A 15967-nucleotide genomic window follows, 5' to 3' on the forward strand; every position below is an offset into this window, starting at 1 on the left:
CGACGCCACCGCGAACATATTAAGCTACCCCTGCCGCTGCCGCTGCCATAGCCCACCAGATTGGCGACCTCGCCGTCGCCTTTGGCTGCCTGGCCGGGTTCTTCACGCATCCGCAAAATGGCGGTGCCCACCTCAACCAGATCGCCTTCGGCCGCCAGCAGTTCACCAATTACCCCGGCGAACGGGCTCGGCAGTTCAACGAGCGACTTGGCGGTTTCGATCTCGACGAGCACGTCGTTCACCGCAACCGTGTCGCCCGCGGCTACCCGCCACGACACGATTGTGGCCTCGGTGAGTCCCTCACCGACATCCGGCAGTTCGTACAGCTGGCTCATCCTGGGATCCTCCGGTTTAGTATTCGAGCGCTCGGTCGACGGCATCGAGGATGCGGTCGGGGTCGGGCAGATAGGCGTCACCCAGGCGGGCCGGCGGGAACGGCACATCGTAGGCGCTCACCCGCAGCACCGGCGCTTCGAGCGTGTAAAAGCAGTGTTCGGTGATGGTGGCCGCCACCTCGCTTGCGAACGACACGTGGCCGGGAGCCTCCTGCGCGATCACGGCGCGGCCGGTGCGGCGCACCGACTCAAATATCGGTTCCCAATCCACTGCCGAGAGCCCGCGAATATCGAGCACCTCAATGTCGACGCCCTCTTCGGCGGCAAGCTGTGCGGCCTCGAGGTTCATGGCGGTCTGCGCTCCCCAGCCGATCAGGGTGATGGTGCTACCGTTTTTTGCCACCCGCGTCGCTTCCATGGCGCCGGCGGGGGCGGCGAAATCAACCTCGCCCTTGTGCCAGTAGCGGCTTTTGGGTTCGAGGAACACCACCGGATCATCGCACTCGATTGCCTGGCGCAGCAGCCAATAGCCGTCGTTGGGGCTTGACGGGGCAATCACGCGCAGGCCGCCGGTGTGCGCAAAGTAGGCTTCGGGGCTTTCTTGGTGGTGTTCCACCGCACCAATATGCCCGCCGTACGGCAGCCGAATCACCACCGGCAGTTTCACCGCGCCCTCGGTGCGGGCGTGAAACTTCGCCAGCTGCGAGGTGATCTGGTCGAAACCGGGGTAGACAAAACCGTCGAATTGAATCTCACACACCGGTCGGTAGCCGCGCATCGCGAGACCGATCGCGGTGCCGATAATTCCCGATTCGGCCAACGGGGTGTCGATCACGCGGTTGGCGCCGAAGTCGCGCTGCAGGTTTTCGGTGACCCGGAACACGCCGCCAAGCTTGCCGACGTCTTCACCCATCAGCATGACGCGCTCATCGGCGCTCATCGCATCGCGCATTGCCCGGTTGAGGGCGCGCGCCAGGGGCAGGGTCTCAACAGTCGTCATTCGGAATACTCCTCGCTCAGCGAGGCTTCGAAATCGAGGTAATCGAGGCGCTGCTGTTCAATCGCCGAGTGCGGTTCGACGTAGGCGTGGGCGAACATTTCGATGGGATCGGGATCGGGAAGTTCGAGGATGCGGCGGCGAATATCGCTCGCGAAATCGCTGGCGGCTTCGTCGAGCTCGGTGATCTGGGCGGCAGCCACACCGGCCGCGCGCAAATACCGTTCGAGGCGATCGATTGGGTCGAGTGCCCGCCAATGCGATTCTTCATCGACGCTGCGGTATTTAGTGGGATCGTCGCTGGTGGTGTGGGCACCCATGCGGTAGGTGAACGCTTCGATGAACGCAGGCCCCTCACCGGCGCGGGCACGGTCGAGGTGGTGCTGGGTGACGGCCCAGCTGGCCATCACATCATTGCCGTCAAGCTGCACGCCGGGCATCCCGAAACCATCGGCACGGCGATACAGCGGGGTGCGTGATTGCACCCGCACCGGCACCGAAATTGCCCACTGGTTGTTCTGTAGGAAAAACACCTGCGGGGTCTGCTGGCTGCTCGCAAACACGAGCGCCTCATTGAGGTCACCCTGGCTGGTGGCGCCGTCGCCGAAGTAGACGATGGTTGCTTCATCGCGCTCGGGGTCGCCGGTGCCGCAGGCGCCGTCGAAGCGTTGCCCCATCGCGTAGCCGGTTGCGTGCAGCGCCTGCGAGGCGATCACCAGCACATAGTTGCGGAAGTTGTTTTGCTCGGCTGGATCCCAACCCCCATTGGTGACGCCGCGCAACAACCGCAGCACGTGAAACAGATCAAGGCCGCGCACCTGCGCCACCGCATGTTCGCGATACGACGGAAAGATCGCATCCTGCGGTCGGGTTGCCAGCGCCGAACCCACCTGCGCGGCTTCCTGCCCCTCGCAGGGCACGAAGAGTGCGAGCTGGCTCTGCCGCTGCAGGTTCGTGGCTTCGCGGTCGAAGGCGCGCGCGAACTTCATGTGCCGCAGCGCGGTAAACCAGAACGTATCGTCGACCGATCCCAAGCGTTCGACATAGGGTTCGGCAGCGACGCTTGGCTCCAGCTTCCCATCGGGCGAAAGGATGCGCACGGTTTGTGTCGCATCGAATTCAACTGGCTGCAATAGATTCACCCTCCTGGACACACGTCACGGTGAAAGTCTATGAATGTGCGGCGCACATTTGCTAGTGCCGAGCCACAAGTACGCTGGCAGATTTATTCACGGAACCTACAAGGTTGGGTGAGTGGCGGCACTATTCAGCTTCGATTTCTTCACGACGCAGGTAGGGGTAGCGTTCGAGAGCGCGGGAACAGGCTGCCAGCAGTGGCGATGTCGACGCTTCCTCACCGATCGAAACGCGAATGCCATCACCGGGGAAGGTGCGCGCAATGATGCCGCCCTGACGCAAAATCTCATCGACCCGCTCGGCGAGTTCACCGCATGGCAGCCACACGAAGTTGGCCTGCGACTCGGGAATCGGCCAGCCCTGGTCGATAAGCGCTCGGCGCACCTCGTCGCGGCGCATAGTTATTTCATTGACGCGGGCGCGCACCGAGTCGCTTTCGCGCATTACCGCGAGTGCCGCGGCCTGAGCCTGTGCCGAAACCAAGAACGGAATTGCCGTGGTGTTGAACGCGTCGAGCAGGCGCGGATTACCGAGCAGATAGCCCACCCGCAGACCGGCGAGTCCGTAAGCCTTCGAGAGGGTGCGGGCGATCACCAGATTCGGGTGGTCGGCGAGCAGTCGGGTGGCGTTGAGCGCCGAGGGGTCGGTGACGAACTCGATATAGGCCTCGTCGGCGATCACCAGCAGATCGCTCGGTACCCGCTCGAGAAAGCGCTCAAACTCTTCCTGCCGAGTGTAGGTGCCGGTGGGGTTATTGGGTGAGCACACGATGATGAGTCGCGTGCGGTCGGTGATGGCGTCGAGCATTGCGTCAAGGTCGACACGATTGTCGCGGTCGAGCGGCACCTGCACCGAGGATGCGCCGGCAACGGTGACCATGCCCGGGTAGGCCTCAAACGAGCGCCAGGGATACACCACTTCGTCACCAGCACCCGCCGCTGCCTGTACGGCCTGGTAGAGCAGCGACACCGAGCCCGCGCCAACCAACACCTGTTCGGCGGTTAGCCCGTAGTGTTCGGCCAGCGCCTGGCGCAATTTGGTTGCGGCAGCGTCGGGATAGCGGTTGAACGCAGTTGTGCCTGCGGCCGCGGCGACAACGCTGTCGAGCGGCGCGAAGGGTAGTTCGTTGGATGAAAGCTTGAACGAGTTGGCGAGGGCGGGTTGGCCCTGCTTGTAGGCGCGCTGGGTGAGGATTTCTGGGCGCAGCTTTACGGGTACGGCATCGGACATGGCTTGAGTCTACGCAAGGCGCACGTGTTCACCCCGCACTCAACTGAGCCTGTAACAATGGCCGCATGCGTTTTCTGCTCACCACCATCCTGAACGCCATCGCCGTGTGGCTTGTGTCGCTGCTGCCGGGCATTACCGTTACTGCCTACAAGAGTGACAATGAGCAGCTGGCGCTCGTGCTCACCTACCTGCTCATTGCCGTGCTGTGGGGGCTCGTGAACTCGGTGATCGGTCGCGTTGTGAAGACTATTTCGCTGCCGCTGTACTGCCTCACCCTGGGGTTGTTCGCGCTGGTGGTGAACGGTCTGCTGTTTTGGATCGTTGGCTGGATCAGCGGTTTACTCGGCTTCGGTCTGAGCATCGATAGCTTCGGTTGGGCCGTGGTTGGCGCCATCCTCCTGTCGCTGCTGTCGGCGGTGCTCAACGGCCTGTTCAACCACGAAGAGGATGACGCCCGATAGTTCACGGCTTGCGAGTGATCGTGTAGTCGACTGAGCGCACCACCTCGACGTCACTCAGCGCGGCGAGCGTGCGGTCGCGGTGCGCGACGTTGTATTTCCCGTCGAGCTGGTCATACTGGTCGGCAGTGAGCTGGTACTCGTCGAACATGTGCCCCGTGAGCGGGTCTGATCCCGGCGGCACCCCTTCAGGGTGGGTGTTTCGCACCACGAGTGCCACCTGGTTTCGAGGTGGATCGGCAATACCCTGCAGCCCGGTGATCGGGTCGTTATTGTGCTCAAGTTGCACCACCGGGATGTGACCGGGGATTTCGTTGCCGTGTGCCGGTGAACCGGCGGTAACCACCGACTGCACCTGCCACTGCCCGCTCTCGGCGAGGCGAGTGATCACGAGTGCACCCTGCGAGTAGCCAGAAAACACGACCGCATCACCCGGTTGAATACCCGCCTCGGCCATCGCCTTTTCAACCGCTGCAACCGACTGGTCGTCGTCGCCGGCATAGGCCGCAAGATTGCTGAGGTTATCGAATACGTTTTCGCCACCAAGTTCACCCGATGAGGTGCCCGCCACCGAGACCAGATGCACCTCTTTCCCGTGCTGATCTCGATAGGTGCTGATGCGCACCTGGGCCTGCCCGTCAACCGAACGCGGGATGTGGTCAATCACCTGCCGCACCGACGTGGGAGCCGCCCGTGGTGCAGTTCGTTGCGCACTGACCTCGAGTGTCGTTTGTTGGTTACCCTGAATTGCCCGTCTCGATCGACCCGCAATATCACGCGAGTCGCGCAGCGGGCCCACCCCGAGAATCGTGAGCAGCGTGGCCGCCGCTCCAGACACCGGCCCCGGAATCACGGTGTCGTAGATGGCGTTGTTTGCAAGATCATCACTCGAACTCACAAGGCCCCGCAAAAACATCACCGTCACCGGGTTAGAAAGCAGCGGGCCAAGCTGGTCAGTTGCCTGCTGTCCCAACTGGGCAAGCTGCGCTTTCACTTCGTTCGGGTCGACAGCACCGGTTCCCACAAGCACGCCACCACTGGCAAGCACTCCCGCAAGCACCGCCTGACCACCGGGGCTGGCGAGAAACATCACCAACGCACCGGCACCTGCTTTACCCACCCAGCTCACCAGTTCGGCACCGGCCACATAGGCAAACTCGGTGATGTTCTCCATCACATCCACAACAAACTGGTCGGCTCCCTCGTACCACTGCCGGGCCTGCACGAGATGATCACCAACTATGTCGGCCTTGCTGCTGACCAGGCGCAGACCCTCAACCAGCAGCATCCCCTCAACCGAAGCCAGTTGAATCACCGGCTTTGCCAGCACATGATCGGCAAGCGGTGGGTACCACGCGGCGCTATCGCAGTCGCTTGCCAGTCTGTGGAAAGATGCCGATGCTTCGTCGAGCCGGTCGTTTGCCAGCGCGAAAGAATCACCGCTATACACCAGCACCGTCACGGGAACTGCACCCCCTTTTCGACTTCGAGCACGTAATCAAGACCGTCATAGGTGGCGGCAATCACCGAGCACCCCTCAGCGATACCGGTTGCTTCGGCGCTAATCACCCCGAGTGCCAGGTCGTAGGCGTATTTCGCCACCGACTGCCACTCGTGGATATGTGCTCCCTCAACCAGCGGAATCTGTGTGTTGTACAGTTCAGAACGCACCTCGCGTGCCTTATTCGCGAGTGCCTGAAGCTGTTTGCGGAGTAACTCGAATTCGTCGAGGTTAATTCCGGTAATTTTTGCCTGTCTGCTCATCTACCTTCCTGCCCTTCCTCCAGGTGTGGATGCAGTGATTGTGGCGGCGGTATCGTGATCGCGCTGACATCGGCGAAGTCTTTGTGGATAACAGGGTTTCCACACCCCTCCCGAACCACTCGGCGAGCGAATGGGTAACAATGGAGGCATGGCGCGCGTGGACCATTCACCGATCTTTCGGCTGACATTTGTCTGCACCGGCAATATCTGCCGCTCACCGATGGCCGAAGCAATCACGCGATCTCTGGCACGGGAGCACGGTTTCGCACACGATCTCGAAATCAGCTCGTCCGGCACCGGCGAGTGGCATGTCGGCGAGCAGGCCGACCCCCGCACCCGGGCCGCACTCAAACGCGCCGGATACAGGGTGCCCAATCACCGCGCCAAACAGTTTGACCCAACCACGTTCGACAACTACGACCTCATCGTCACCTTCGACCGCGGCCAACGCCGCGTCCTACGCGCCTGGGCCGAGAATGATGCACAGCGGATGCTCATTCATCCGCTGTGCGAATTCGACCCGATCGGGAACGCAACCGGTGAGGTGCCCGATCCCTACTATGGGAATGACGAGCTTTTCGACTGCGTCCTCGAACAGATCGAACGCGCCTGCAAAAACCTGCTCACTCAGATAGAACCCGCCGTACGCGCCGCCCGCGACGACACGAATAGATGAATGGATGCGCATGAGCCCCCTGCCCGCCCAGTACCTCAGCCCCCTCGACAATCGCTACTTCGCGGCGGTGGCACCGATCGGTGAGCACCTCAGTGAGGCCGCCCTCAATCGGGCCCGCGTCAAAGTCGAGATCGAATGGCTGATCCAACTCACCGACCTGCGCATGTTTGGTACCGAGCCGCTCACCACCCAGCAGCAGCAAGCGCTGCGCCAGGTGGTTAGCGATTTCGATCAGCACGCCATCGACGAGCTTGCCGAGATTGAAGCGGTGACCAAGCACGATGTGAAGGCTGTCGAATATTACGTGCGGGCGCGGCTTGACGAACTCGGTCTCAACGCCATCGCCGAGTTGACCCACTTTGGTTGCACCTCAGAAGACATCAACAACACCTCCTACGCGATCACTATCCGGGATGCGGTCGAGCAGGTATGGCTGCCTGCCGCCATCGCGCTCGTCGATCAGATCAGCGCGATGGCTGTTGCCGAGCGTGCTCAGCCGATGCTTTCACTCACCCACGGCCAGCCGGCAACCCCCACCACGCTCGGTAAAGAACTCGCGGTGGTGGCCCACCGACTGCGCCGCCAGCTGCGCCGTATCGAGTCGCAGGAATATCTGGGCAAGTGGGCCGGTGCCACCGGTAACTTTGCCGCGCACCTTGTTTCGAGCCCCGAAACCGACTGGGAGGCGGTGGCCGAACAGTTCACGGGCCGCCTGGGGTTGGTGTGGAACCCACTGACCACACAGATTGAGTCGCACGACTGGCAGGCCGAACTGTTCGGAGCGGTCAGCCACTTCAACCGCATCTTGCACAACTTCTGCTCGGATGTGTGGCTGTACATCATGCGCGGTGTGTTCAAACAGATTCCGGCGCCCGGAGCGACCGGCTCGTCGACCATGCCGCACAAGATCAACCCGATTCGCTTCGAGAACGCCGAGTCAAACCTTGAGATGTCGTGTGCCGTGCTCGATTCACTCGCGCACACGCTCGTCACCTCACGCATGCAGCGCGACCTCACCGACTCGTCATCGCAGCGCAATATTGGCGTCGGCTTTGGTCACTCGCTGTTGGCCATCTCAAACGTGGCCAAGGGCCTGGATGCACTGGCTGTGAACTCCGAACGCCTCACCGAAGAGCTCGACGGAAATTGGGAGGTGCTCGCTGAGGCCATTCAGACCGTTATTCGTGCCGAAAAGGTGGCCGGCCGCTCGAGCATTGACGACCCGTACGCGGTGCTGAAAGAACTCACCCGCGGTCACACAGTTGGTCGTGACGAGTTGATCGCGTTCGTTGACGGTCTCGATATCTCGGATGCGGCCAAGCAGCAGCTGCGGCAACTCACCCCCGCCAGCTACACGGGCCGATCAAACGAGCTCGTCGATCGGCTGCGGTCATCGGTTGCGAGCAAGTAGCGCCGCGAGGTCACATTGAAAAAACCGGCCTGGGGTCAGCAACTACATGCTGATTCCCGGCCGGTTTGTGTCGGTAACTGCTCAGTGCGCTACCGAAACGTTCAGTTGTCGGGGGTGTCTGGCTCTTCGCGCGGCAGTTCTTGGCCGAGCGCGTCAGGGTCGACCTTGAGCGCGGCTTGCTGCGCGCCCGGTTCACCCGACTCGTACAGATCGCGGTCGAGGTACACCGGCACATCGGGGTTTGGTTTGTAGCCGAGTAGCAGCAGCCCAATCACCACAAGCGCCAGCACAACAACGCCGCCACCGAGCACGAGCGCAGCCACCACGTTCTTGAGCGTAAAGATCACCAGCAGGGCCGCGAACAAACCCATACCGATTGAAATCGCGAGCACCTCAAACGGCTTCATCAGCGCTTTGCGCTGCGCTCTCTCGCCGCTTCCGGCTTGGCTCGAATTGTTCTTGGTCACTCGGCTGCAACCTCCTGTTGCGTGGATTTTGCAGACGCTGCTTTCCGCTGCGCCTGGTAGAGGGTAATGGCTTCAATCACGAGGAGCACCCCAAGCACCGCGAGGTAGGCACCGACAAGACCAACGGCCTGCACCGATGCGGTGAGCGATCCCTCGATGTGTTCCAGCCCACCGTAGGGCGCATCGAGCTCTGGCGGCACAAAGGCGACGATCACGCCGAGCAGCAGAGTCAGCGCGCCCGAGATCACGATCTCGCCGGCGTACATGGCGTGTTTGCGAGTGAACGGCACACCGATCAGTTCGACGATACCGGTGATGATGCCCCAGATCGCGATGGTCAGGATGAACGCACGCACAGTAGCCCCGTCGTGTCCACCGGTGGCCATAAACAGTGAAAATCCGCCGGTGAGCGCGGTGATGAGCGAGCGGGTAAAGACAAGCGGCCGCAGGGGGTGGCCTTTAATACCGATCGCCTCGAAGCCGACGATCACACCCGACCACAGTGCCACTGTGCCGAACACGTAAAACCCGAAGCGTGGTGAGTGGTCGGGCGTAAAAGCGATCACGAGGGCACCGATAATCGCGGGCAGGGCGCGCATCAGCATCGACAGCCAAAGCTTGTCGGGCAGGTTGCGAATTCGCTGGTCGCGGCTCACTGCATCTGTAAACCCACTCATGAGCACTTCCTCCGATCTACCGCTAAGTCTAACGTCCACCGAATGTGCCTGGCCGCGGTCACGGCTCAGGGGCCGTCACCGGGAAAACACGGCACCGACGCCAATAACGACGTCGGTGCCGCTTTGTTTACCGTGCCTTACGGTTTGAGCGTGAACTGAACCTGTTCGGCTGCCTGCTGGAAGTCAGACTGCGACATCTTGCCCGAGTTGCACATACCGGCAATCATCATCATGTGGCCGCTGTCGGGGAAGGTGTGGATGGCAGCGTAGGCTTCAGATATTCCGCTGAAATCACCCGAGAACTTCGCCAGCAAGAACTCCACCCGCTTGCCGCTTGAGTCGGTCAAGGTGGCGGTGCCGAGATCGTCGGCCTTACCGTCTGGGTCACCCATCGTGACCAGTGCCGCACCCAACTGACCCCGCATTTGTTCGGTGGTGACACCGGCGGCGCTGTCGGGCATGACCTGCGCCATCATCAGGCAGGTGCTGTCCTTGCTCATGGCACTCATCATGTGCGGATCGCTCCCCCCGTCATAGGTGGTGAAGTCGCTGCCGCTGTAGCCATCAAGGGAAATATCGGTGACTCCCGTCCGCGACGAGATGCTGTAATCGTCGCCGCCGACCGGGTCGACCGGGTCAGTTTCGGTTTCATCACCACCGGTTTCGTCGCCGGTTTCGTCACCGTCGTTATTGCTGGTGCTTTCACCGCCGCTGGCCGTTGTGTTGCCACCGGTGTTGTTCATCAGTGCCATAACACCAAAAACACCACCAACAACGAGCGCCACAGCAGCTACCGCGGCAACAATCCAAACCCAGGGCGCAACACCCTTCTTTTCGGGTTCAGACTGGCCACCGCCGTAACCATTAGCCGCACCGGCCTGCTGATACTGGTCGCCATAACCGCCACCGTAGTGACCACCGTCGTAGCCGTAGTTGTCGTATCCGGAAGGTTCGCCGCCATACACCTGCTGCGCATCCTGACCGGCGTACTGGTCGTATCCTTGCTGACCCGCACCCTGCGAATACGACGCGTAGTCACTACCGCCGGCATGCTGACCATACTGTCCCTGGCCGCCGCCGGGATAATTCGGGTCGTAGTTACCCTGCCCTCCGGCAGGCGGATACTGATTCGACATGCTTCCTCCGCGTTGATGGTATTGCGGCTATCCTCGCATGCCTCGAGGCCGCAGTCATTTTTCAGCGGATAAATTCACGCCAGAGGATGACCGACAGGCTCGAGGCAGACGCTGATTTCGCTGGTTTCAGATTTATCCGGTTAGGGCTGCAAGCCCGCCAGCGCTGGACGGAAACCCAACCGGGTGTTCTCACAGCAACCGGCCCGGCACACGTCATACCAGGGGCCAAGGCTGGTGCAGGCCGGACGGGCGTCCTTCGGTGTGCCGTATAAGCGCTCTTCGATCAGGTCGGCAAGACCGCTCACGAAAGCGGGATGCACACCCGGGGTGGGGGTGCGTCGGAACAGCAGCTGCGCATCCGCCGCGCTCTGCCGTGCCTCATTGTCGAGATCCCAAAGCACTTCCATATGGTCGCTCACGAAACCAATCGGCACCACGATCACCGCGGCCTTACCGGCATCCGGCAGCCCCTCGATCACATCGTTAATGTCGGGCTCAAGCCAGGGCTGGCTCGGCGGGCCCGAACGCGATTGGTACACCAGCTGCCAGCTCAGCGGGGTGCCGCCCAGGCCCGCTTCGACACTCGTTACCACCGCACGCGACACCTCGAGGTGTTGCGCGGCGTAGGCGCCACCGAAACCAAAACCGCGGGTGTCGGGGCCTGAGTGCTCCGCATCCGCGCTCGGAATGGAGTGGGTGGTGAACAACACCTCGATATCGCTCGGTTGCAGCTCGGGACGCTCGGTAAGGATGCTGTCGATCGCCTCGCGCAGCCCCAGCTCAAACGGTTTCACAAATCCCGGGTGGTCGAAGAACTGGCGTACCTTATCGATCTCGACCTCACCCGTCAGCTGCAGCGCCTCAAGCGCGTCGGCATAGTCTTCGCGATACTGCCGGCATGACGAGTACGACGAGTAGGCGCTGGTGGCGACAGCCAGCAGCCGCTTCGCGCCCGCCTCGTGTGCGTCGTTCAGCGCATCAACAATGTAAGGATGCCAATTGCGGTTACCCCAGTACACGGGCAGCTGGTGGCCGCGCCGCTTGAGCTCAGCAGCCAGTGCATCGCGCAGCTGCCGGTTCTGCTCGTTGATGGGGCTCACCCCGCCGTGGGTGCGATAGTGCACCGCAACCTCTTCCAGCCGCTCATCTGGGATACCGCGGCCGGCGGTGACATTGCGCAGGAAGGGAATCACATCTTCCTGTGATTCTGGGCCACCGAACGATGTGAGCAGGATGCCGTCGTAGTCAACGCCCGCCTTCACCCAGGCGCTGCCGTCGCGAGCGGGTTCGGTGGCTGCCGAAACCAGCGCGCCCGGGCACAGTGGCGCATCCGATGCCGGTGCCGGTTTGCGCCCGAGCGGTGACTGCGACGAATCTGAACTGGTGCGTGCGAGATTCTCGGCTGCCAACTAGGCACCCGCCCCGTGTCGAAGCACCGTGCCCAGTTCGCTCGCTGCAATGCGACGGCCCGCATAGAACGGCGTCTCGTGACGCACGTGGCGGCGCGCCTCGGTGTAGCGCAGATCGCGCATCATGTCGACGATCTCGTACAGCTCGTCAGATTCAAAGGCGAGCATCCACTCGTAGTCGCTGATCGCGAACGCCGCCACGGTGTTCGCGAGCACCGACTTGAACTTGCCGCCACGCATCCCGTGATCGCGCAGCATCTCGCTGCGGTCAGCTTCATCGAGCAGGTACCAGTCGTACGAGCGCACGAACGGGTAGATGCTGATCCACTTCTTCGGCTCTTTGCCGTACATGAATGCCGGCATGTGCCGCTCGTTGAACTCGGCGGCGCGGTGCACACCCACCACATTCCAGGTGGTTTCAAGCTGTGCGAACAACGCGGTCATGCGGATGCGACGAATCGCAGCCTGCAGTGCCTCGGGGTCATCGCCGTGCATCCACAGCAACACATCACCGTCGTGACGGAAGCCCGACACATCGTAGAGACCACGAACCGTAACGTCCGTACCGGTCACCTCAGCCAGTGCTGCTTCAACCGCGGCGGTAGCGCCCGCCAGGTCGTTAATGTCGGGTGCCGATACCGGTCGCCGGAACACGGTGTAGGTGGTGTACTGCGTGAGATTGCCAGAAGGCTGAGTTGTTTCTGCCATGCCCCCAGCTTACTCGGCGGCAACGCGATGCGACCCGCGGTTTTTGAACCGGCGAGATGCGCCAACACCCGCTGCGGCCGGACGCGAAACTAGCGGCGGTCGGCACCGCCAAGCACCGTCAGACGCATCGTGGCGTCAAGGTCACGCAGCTGGTCAATCACATCGCTCGGCACACCATTCGAACAGTCGGTAACCGCGTAGCCGATGCTGCCACTGGTGGCCAGCTGCTGGCTGTCGATATTGGCGCCGGCGGCACCCAGCAGTGTGTTCACCCGAGCGAGCACGTTCGGCTCGTTGCGGTGCAGGTGCAGCAGTCGCACGCCGGTGGTGATGGGTGCCAGTTGAATCTCGGGAAGATTGACCGACATATAGGTCGAACCCGAATTGAGGTAGTCGCGGAACTTCCCTGCCACAAAGCGGCCAATCCCCTCCTGCGCTTCGGCGGTCGAGCCACCAATATGCGGGGTTAGCAGCACATTGTCGAGCCCGCGCAACACCGACTCAAACGGGTCACCCATCTTCTTCGGTTCATTCGGGAAAACATCTACCGCGGCACCGGCGATATGGCCCGACTCAATCGCCTCACGGAGCGCATCATGGTCGACCACGTGACCGCGCGACAGGTTGATGAGCAGCGAACGCGGACGCATCATGGCGATCGTTTCACGGTCGAAAAGGTTGGTGTTTTCGGGACGACCGTCCACGTGAATCGAAACGGTTTCGACCGTCTCCAAAAGCTCTTCGAGGGTGCGGCAGCGCACGGCGTTACCGATCGCCATCCGGTCAACCACATCGTAGAAGTACACGTGCATCCCCAGCGCCTCGGCGAGCACCGACAGCTGCGAACCGACATTGCCGTAACCCACGATGCCCAGGGTGCGACCGCGAACCTCGTGCGAACCCTTGGCGGTTTTGTTCCACACACCGTCGTGCATCATGCGGTTGTGGTCACCGAGGTGGCGGGCCATGGCGATGATCTCACCAATGGCCAATTCAACCACCGAGCGCGTGTTCGAGTAGGGGGCGTTGAACACCACCACTGAGTGTTCGGCAGCGGCCTCGAGATCGATCTGATTGGTACCAATCGAGAAGGCACCCGCGGCAATCAGCTGCGGGTTGGCTTCGAGCACCCGCCGTGTGAGCCGAGTCTTCGACCGAATACCCAGCAGCTCCACACCGTCGAGAGCCGCAATCAGCTCGTCCTCATCGAGGGCGCCCTTACGGGTTTCGACCTCAATTCCTTCGCCTTCAAGAATGCGAGTTGCGTCAGGGTGAATGTTCTCGAGCAGCAGTGCCTTCATACTCCATATCTTACGACTCTGGTGAACACCATTCACGGCATCCCGCATTCCACCACCGGGGTGCTCGAACAACTGCGCTACCGTGTGTTTTCGAAACTCACGCAGCAGACGAGGTCGATAGATGTGTTCAGGAGGTGCGATGACGCAACCCAAAGCTGATCGCACCCGAATGCACTGGATGGATGCGCTACGTGGCCTCGCCGTCATCCTGATTGCTTTCAATCACTCATTCGATTTTCCGCGCCAGTTCGGATTCGACTTCCGCTTCGAGGGGCGGCAGATCCTTTTCGGGTCGCTGGAGCCATACCGAGTGCCGCTGCTGCTGGTGCTCTCGGGGCTGCTGCTGTTGCCCTCGCTGAAAAAGCCGCTCGACGCCTATCTGTGGGGCAAGGTGTCGCGCATCCTGTGGCCCTACCTCGTCTGGGGTGTGTTCACCGCCATTGCCGTCGTCGACCACGTCGACCTGCTCAACATCAACTACTGGCGTTCGGGCCCGCTGCACCTGTGGTTTCTGGCGGTGCTGCTCGGGGTGTATCTCATCGCACCACTGGTGCGGTTCATCCCTGCCGCCGTGCTCGCACTCATCGGCCCGCTCACACTGCTGCTTATTGGCGAAACCGATCAAGACATCCGGTTCTTTCTGTTCTGGAGCTTCTTTTTCTTCGCCGGGGCGGCGCTGGCTCCCCATCTGTCACGAATACAGCAGCTGGGGGTGTGGTTCCCGATCGTGATGGGGGTTGCCGCAGTTATCATCGCCTACGCATCCGTCAACCGGTTCATCCAGGTGCTGCCGAACTATCCACTCGCGGTGTTCGCCTCGCTTCCGGGGCTCGCTTTTCTGCTGTGGCTGGCACCGCGACTGCCGCGGCTACCCTTCCTCGAACTGGTTGGGCGCCACTCGATCGTGATGTTCTGCGCGCATCCGATTTCGATGCTGATTACCGCGCGAGCACTGGCCCCCTGGGCGAACGTGCTGCCGCCTGCCGCTGCCTGGCTGATCATCGCCGTCTTCACCTTCGGTTTCCCGCTGCTGATGATCTACGTCTACCGCTCTGTGTCGTGGGCATTCGAGCTGCCCATCCGCATCGAACAGCTGCGCCGACTGGTCGCTAGGCCAAAATCAGCAGCGTAATACCGTAGGCCCCGACACCACCGATCAGGCTCAACAAGATATTCCACCGCCACAGGTGCAGCCCGGCGGTGACCACAACCCCCACGGCAGGTGCCACCCAGTTGGTGTCCACAAAACTCGTTTCGCGCAGCGAATAAACCACGAGCACGGTCATCACGCCGATTGGCAGCAGCAGGCTGAGTTCGCGCACCACGGGCTGCTCGCGCAGCCACCTACCGAAAGCGAACGGCAGCGCGCGCAGCCCGAAAGTGATCACCGCCATCACCGCGATGATGGCGATTGAGTGCGTCAGGTTCACAGAATTGACCGCCTCCGCACCAGCACCACCACGAGCGCAACCATGAGATAGATGAGCATTGAGGCCACCAGCATCGCCTCGCTGGCGACCATCGCGGCAATCACTGCGACAACCAGGGCTGCCGCAGCCAAACCAAACTCACGGCTGCGTTTGAGTGCTTCGAGGGCGAGCACCACAAACAGGGCCGTCATCGCGAAGCCCATAAAGCTGAGATCAAACGGAATTGCGGTGGCCGCGAGCGCACCAACGAGCACGCTGCCGGTCCAGTAAAAGTGGGTGGAGATCTGCACCGTCAACACGCGGGTTGGCGTGAGCTCGGCGGGATTTTTCGAGCCGAGCACCGCATACGACTCATCGGTAAGCGCATGGATTGCATACAGTCGAGCCGGGAGCGGACGGATGCGCTCGAGTGGCACCGAAAGGCCGTAAAACACGTGCCGAGCGTTCACAAAAAGCGCGGTGGTGGCGACGGTTGCCAGCGGTGCCGCGGTGAGCAGCATCGACACTGCCAGAAACTCGAGCGAGCCGGCGAACACGAATAGCGCCATGACCGCCGCCCAGTACCAGTCGAGCCCCATCGCCACCGCGTACATCCCAAACGACAACCCGAGCGGAAGGAACGCAAACAGCACCGGGAAGCTGTCGACCAGCCCCTGGCGCACGTCTTGCCCCAGGGCCGCGGTCGCTCGTTTCATACCCGCCATTCTCACGCCAATTCGCACCGGGGCCAAACCGGTGGCGGCACCGCGACTGATTGCCGTGGACCACGCAATCCCGCTAGTGATGGGGTCGACGGTTACTCGACCGCAGTTGCCGTTACGGCCAGCGAGC

At 61.8% G+C, this 15967-nt stretch carries 18 protein-coding genes; 4 read left to right on the top strand and 14 right to left on the bottom strand.

Annotation, left to right across the window (positions count from 1 at the left end):
* The 4 genes from RQ865_RS09095 to RQ865_RS09110 all read right to left on the bottom strand — a co-directional run.
* Positions 1-335, bottom strand: a 335-nt coding sequence (locus RQ865_RS09095; RefSeq protein ID WP_311478993.1) for a biotin/lipoyl-containing protein, incomplete at its 3' end; no start/stop codon positions are given.
* A 16-nt stretch (positions 336-351) separates the two neighbouring features.
* Positions 352-1335 carry an alpha-ketoacid dehydrogenase subunit beta gene (locus RQ865_RS09100; RefSeq protein WP_311478994.1) on the bottom strand — a complete coding sequence of 328 codons (984 nt, stop codon included), beginning with the start codon at positions 1333-1335 and terminating at the stop codon, positions 352-354.
* Complete coding sequence (locus RQ865_RS09105) at positions 1332-2465, bottom strand: thiamine pyrophosphate-dependent enzyme (RefSeq protein WP_311478995.1); 1134 nt, start codon at positions 2463-2465, stop codon at positions 1332-1334. Before RQ865_RS09105 ends, RQ865_RS09100 begins: the two co-directional genes overlap by 4 nt.
* 130 nt (positions 2466-2595) lie before the next feature.
* On the bottom strand, positions 2596-3699 hold the full coding sequence (locus RQ865_RS09110; RefSeq protein WP_311478996.1) for a histidinol-phosphate transaminase: 1104 nt from the start codon (positions 3697-3699) through the stop codon (positions 2596-2598).
* Positions 3700-3764: 65 nt separating this feature from the next.
* Between RQ865_RS09110 and RQ865_RS09115 the strand changes: the two genes are divergently transcribed.
* Positions 3765-4160 carry a phage holin family protein gene (locus RQ865_RS09115; protein ID WP_311478997.1) on the top strand — a complete coding sequence of 132 codons (396 nt, stop codon included), beginning with the start codon at positions 3765-3767 and terminating at the stop codon, positions 4158-4160.
* Between the two features lies 1 nt (position 4161).
* Here RQ865_RS09115 and RQ865_RS09120 read toward each other — a convergent pair whose 3' ends face one another.
* Positions 4162-5619 (bottom strand): hypothetical protein, encoded by a 1458-nt coding sequence (locus RQ865_RS09120; RefSeq protein ID WP_311478999.1) that lies wholly within the window; start codon positions 5617-5619, stop codon positions 4162-4164.
* Positions 5616-5921, bottom strand: coding sequence for a hypothetical protein (locus RQ865_RS09125; RefSeq protein WP_311479000.1), 306 nt, complete (start codon positions 5919-5921; stop codon positions 5616-5618). Before RQ865_RS09125 ends, RQ865_RS09120 begins: the two co-directional genes overlap by 4 nt.
* A gap of 148 nt (positions 5922-6069) precedes the next feature.
* Between RQ865_RS09125 and RQ865_RS09130 the strand changes: the two genes are divergently transcribed.
* Together RQ865_RS09130 and purB are read left to right on the top strand one after the other, a co-directional pair.
* Positions 6070-6597, top strand: coding sequence for a low molecular weight protein-tyrosine-phosphatase (locus tag RQ865_RS09130; protein WP_311479001.1), 528 nt, complete (start codon positions 6070-6072; stop codon positions 6595-6597).
* 10 nt (positions 6598-6607) lie between these two features.
* Positions 6608-8008 carry an adenylosuccinate lyase gene (gene purB, locus RQ865_RS09135; RefSeq protein WP_311479003.1) on the top strand — a complete coding sequence of 467 codons (1401 nt, stop codon included), beginning with the start codon at positions 6608-6610 and terminating at the stop codon, positions 8006-8008.
* 101 nt (positions 8009-8109) lie between these two features.
* Here the strand turns inward: purB and RQ865_RS09140 are convergent, their stop codons facing one another.
* The 6 genes from RQ865_RS09140 to serA all read right to left on the bottom strand — a co-directional run bounded on the left by RQ865_RS09140 (position 8110) and on the right by serA (position 13706).
* Positions 8110-8475 carry a hypothetical protein gene (locus RQ865_RS09140; protein WP_311479005.1) on the bottom strand — a complete coding sequence of 122 codons (366 nt, stop codon included), beginning with the start codon at positions 8473-8475 and terminating at the stop codon, positions 8110-8112.
* Complete coding sequence (locus RQ865_RS09145; protein WP_311479007.1) at positions 8472-9152, bottom strand: hypothetical protein; 681 nt, start codon at positions 9150-9152, stop codon at positions 8472-8474. Before RQ865_RS09145 ends, RQ865_RS09140 begins: the two co-directional genes overlap by 4 nt.
* A 137-nt stretch (positions 9153-9289) precedes the next feature.
* Complete coding sequence (locus RQ865_RS09150; RefSeq protein ID WP_311479008.1) at positions 9290-10288, bottom strand: hypothetical protein; 999 nt, start codon at positions 10286-10288, stop codon at positions 9290-9292.
* 140 nt (positions 10289-10428) lie between these two features.
* Positions 10429-11697, bottom strand: a complete 1269-nt coding sequence (locus RQ865_RS09155; RefSeq protein ID WP_399521827.1) for a ferrochelatase — start codon at positions 11695-11697, stop codon at positions 10429-10431.
* Complete coding sequence (gene hemQ / locus RQ865_RS09160) at positions 11698-12405, bottom strand: hydrogen peroxide-dependent heme synthase (protein ID WP_311479010.1); 708 nt, start codon at positions 12403-12405, stop codon at positions 11698-11700.
* Positions 12406-12494: 89 nt separating this feature from the next.
* Positions 12495-13706, bottom strand: a complete 1212-nt coding sequence (gene serA, locus RQ865_RS09165; protein WP_311479011.1) for a phosphoglycerate dehydrogenase — start codon at positions 13704-13706, stop codon at positions 12495-12497.
* Positions 13707-13845: 139 nt separating this feature from the next.
* On the opposite strand from serA, the gene RQ865_RS09170 reads away from it, so the two are divergent.
* Positions 13846-14838, top strand: a complete 993-nt coding sequence (locus RQ865_RS09170) for an acyltransferase family protein (protein ID WP_311479012.1) — start codon at positions 13846-13848, stop codon at positions 14836-14838.
* On the opposite strand, the gene RQ865_RS09175 is transcribed toward RQ865_RS09170, so the two are convergent.
* Together RQ865_RS09175 and RQ865_RS09180 are read right to left on the bottom strand one after the other, a co-directional pair.
* The gene (locus tag RQ865_RS09175; RefSeq protein ID WP_311479014.1) at positions 14816-15136 is read right to left on the bottom strand and encodes an AzlD domain-containing protein; all 321 of its coding nucleotides are present in this window, start codon (positions 15134-15136) and stop codon (positions 14816-14818) included. The genes RQ865_RS09170 and RQ865_RS09175 overlap by 23 nt on opposite strands.
* Positions 15133-15831: an AzlC family ABC transporter permease gene (locus RQ865_RS09180; protein WP_311479015.1), complete on the bottom strand. Its 699-nt coding sequence runs from the start codon at positions 15829-15831 to the stop codon at positions 15133-15135. Before RQ865_RS09180 ends, RQ865_RS09175 begins: the two co-directional genes overlap by 4 nt.
* Positions 15832-15967: the final 136 nt, after the last annotated feature.

Origin of the sequence: uncultured Gulosibacter sp. (assembly GCF_963509965.1) — a bacterium.
Lineage (GTDB): Bacteria > Actinomycetota > Actinomycetes > Actinomycetales > Microbacteriaceae > Gulosibacter.

Bases quoted from the DNA above. Each gene is read 5' to 3' on its own strand.
- purB (WP_311479003.1), top strand. From the start codon at position 6,608: ATGAGCCCCCTGCCCGCCCAGTACCTCAGCCCCCTCGACAATCGCTAC.
- RQ865_RS09130 (WP_311479001.1), top strand. From the start codon at position 6,070: ATGGCGCGCGTGGACCATTCACCGATCTTTCGGCTGACATTTGTCTGC.
- hemQ (WP_311479010.1), bottom strand. From the start codon at position 12,405: ATGGCAGAAACAACTCAGCCTTCTGGCAATCTCACGCAGTACACCACC.
- RQ865_RS09100 (WP_311478994.1), bottom strand. From the start codon at position 1,335: ATGACGACTGTTGAGACCCTGCCCCTGGCGCGCGCCCTCAACCGGGCA.
- RQ865_RS09145 (WP_311479007.1), bottom strand. From the start codon at position 9,152: ATGAGTGGGTTTACAGATGCAGTGAGCCGCGACCAGCGAATTCGCAAC.
- RQ865_RS09125 (WP_311479000.1), bottom strand. From the start codon at position 5,921: ATGAGCAGACAGGCAAAAATTACCGGAATTAACCTCGACGAATTCGAG.
- RQ865_RS09115 (WP_311478997.1), top strand. From the start codon at position 3,765: ATGCGTTTTCTGCTCACCACCATCCTGAACGCCATCGCCGTGTGGCTT.
- serA (WP_311479011.1), bottom strand. From the start codon at position 13,706: ATGAAGGCACTGCTGCTCGAGAACATTCACCCTGACGCAACTCGCATT.
- RQ865_RS09110 (WP_311478996.1), bottom strand. From the start codon at position 3,699: ATGTCCGATGCCGTACCCGTAAAGCTGCGCCCAGAAATCCTCACCCAG.
- RQ865_RS09170 (WP_311479012.1), top strand. From the start codon at position 13,846: ATGACGCAACCCAAAGCTGATCGCACCCGAATGCACTGGATGGATGCG.
- RQ865_RS09150 (WP_311479008.1), bottom strand. From the start codon at position 10,288: ATGTCGAATCAGTATCCGCCTGCCGGAGGGCAGGGTAACTACGACCCG.
- RQ865_RS09180 (WP_311479015.1), bottom strand. From the start codon at position 15,831: ATGAAACGAGCGACCGCGGCCCTGGGGCAAGACGTGCGCCAGGGGCTG.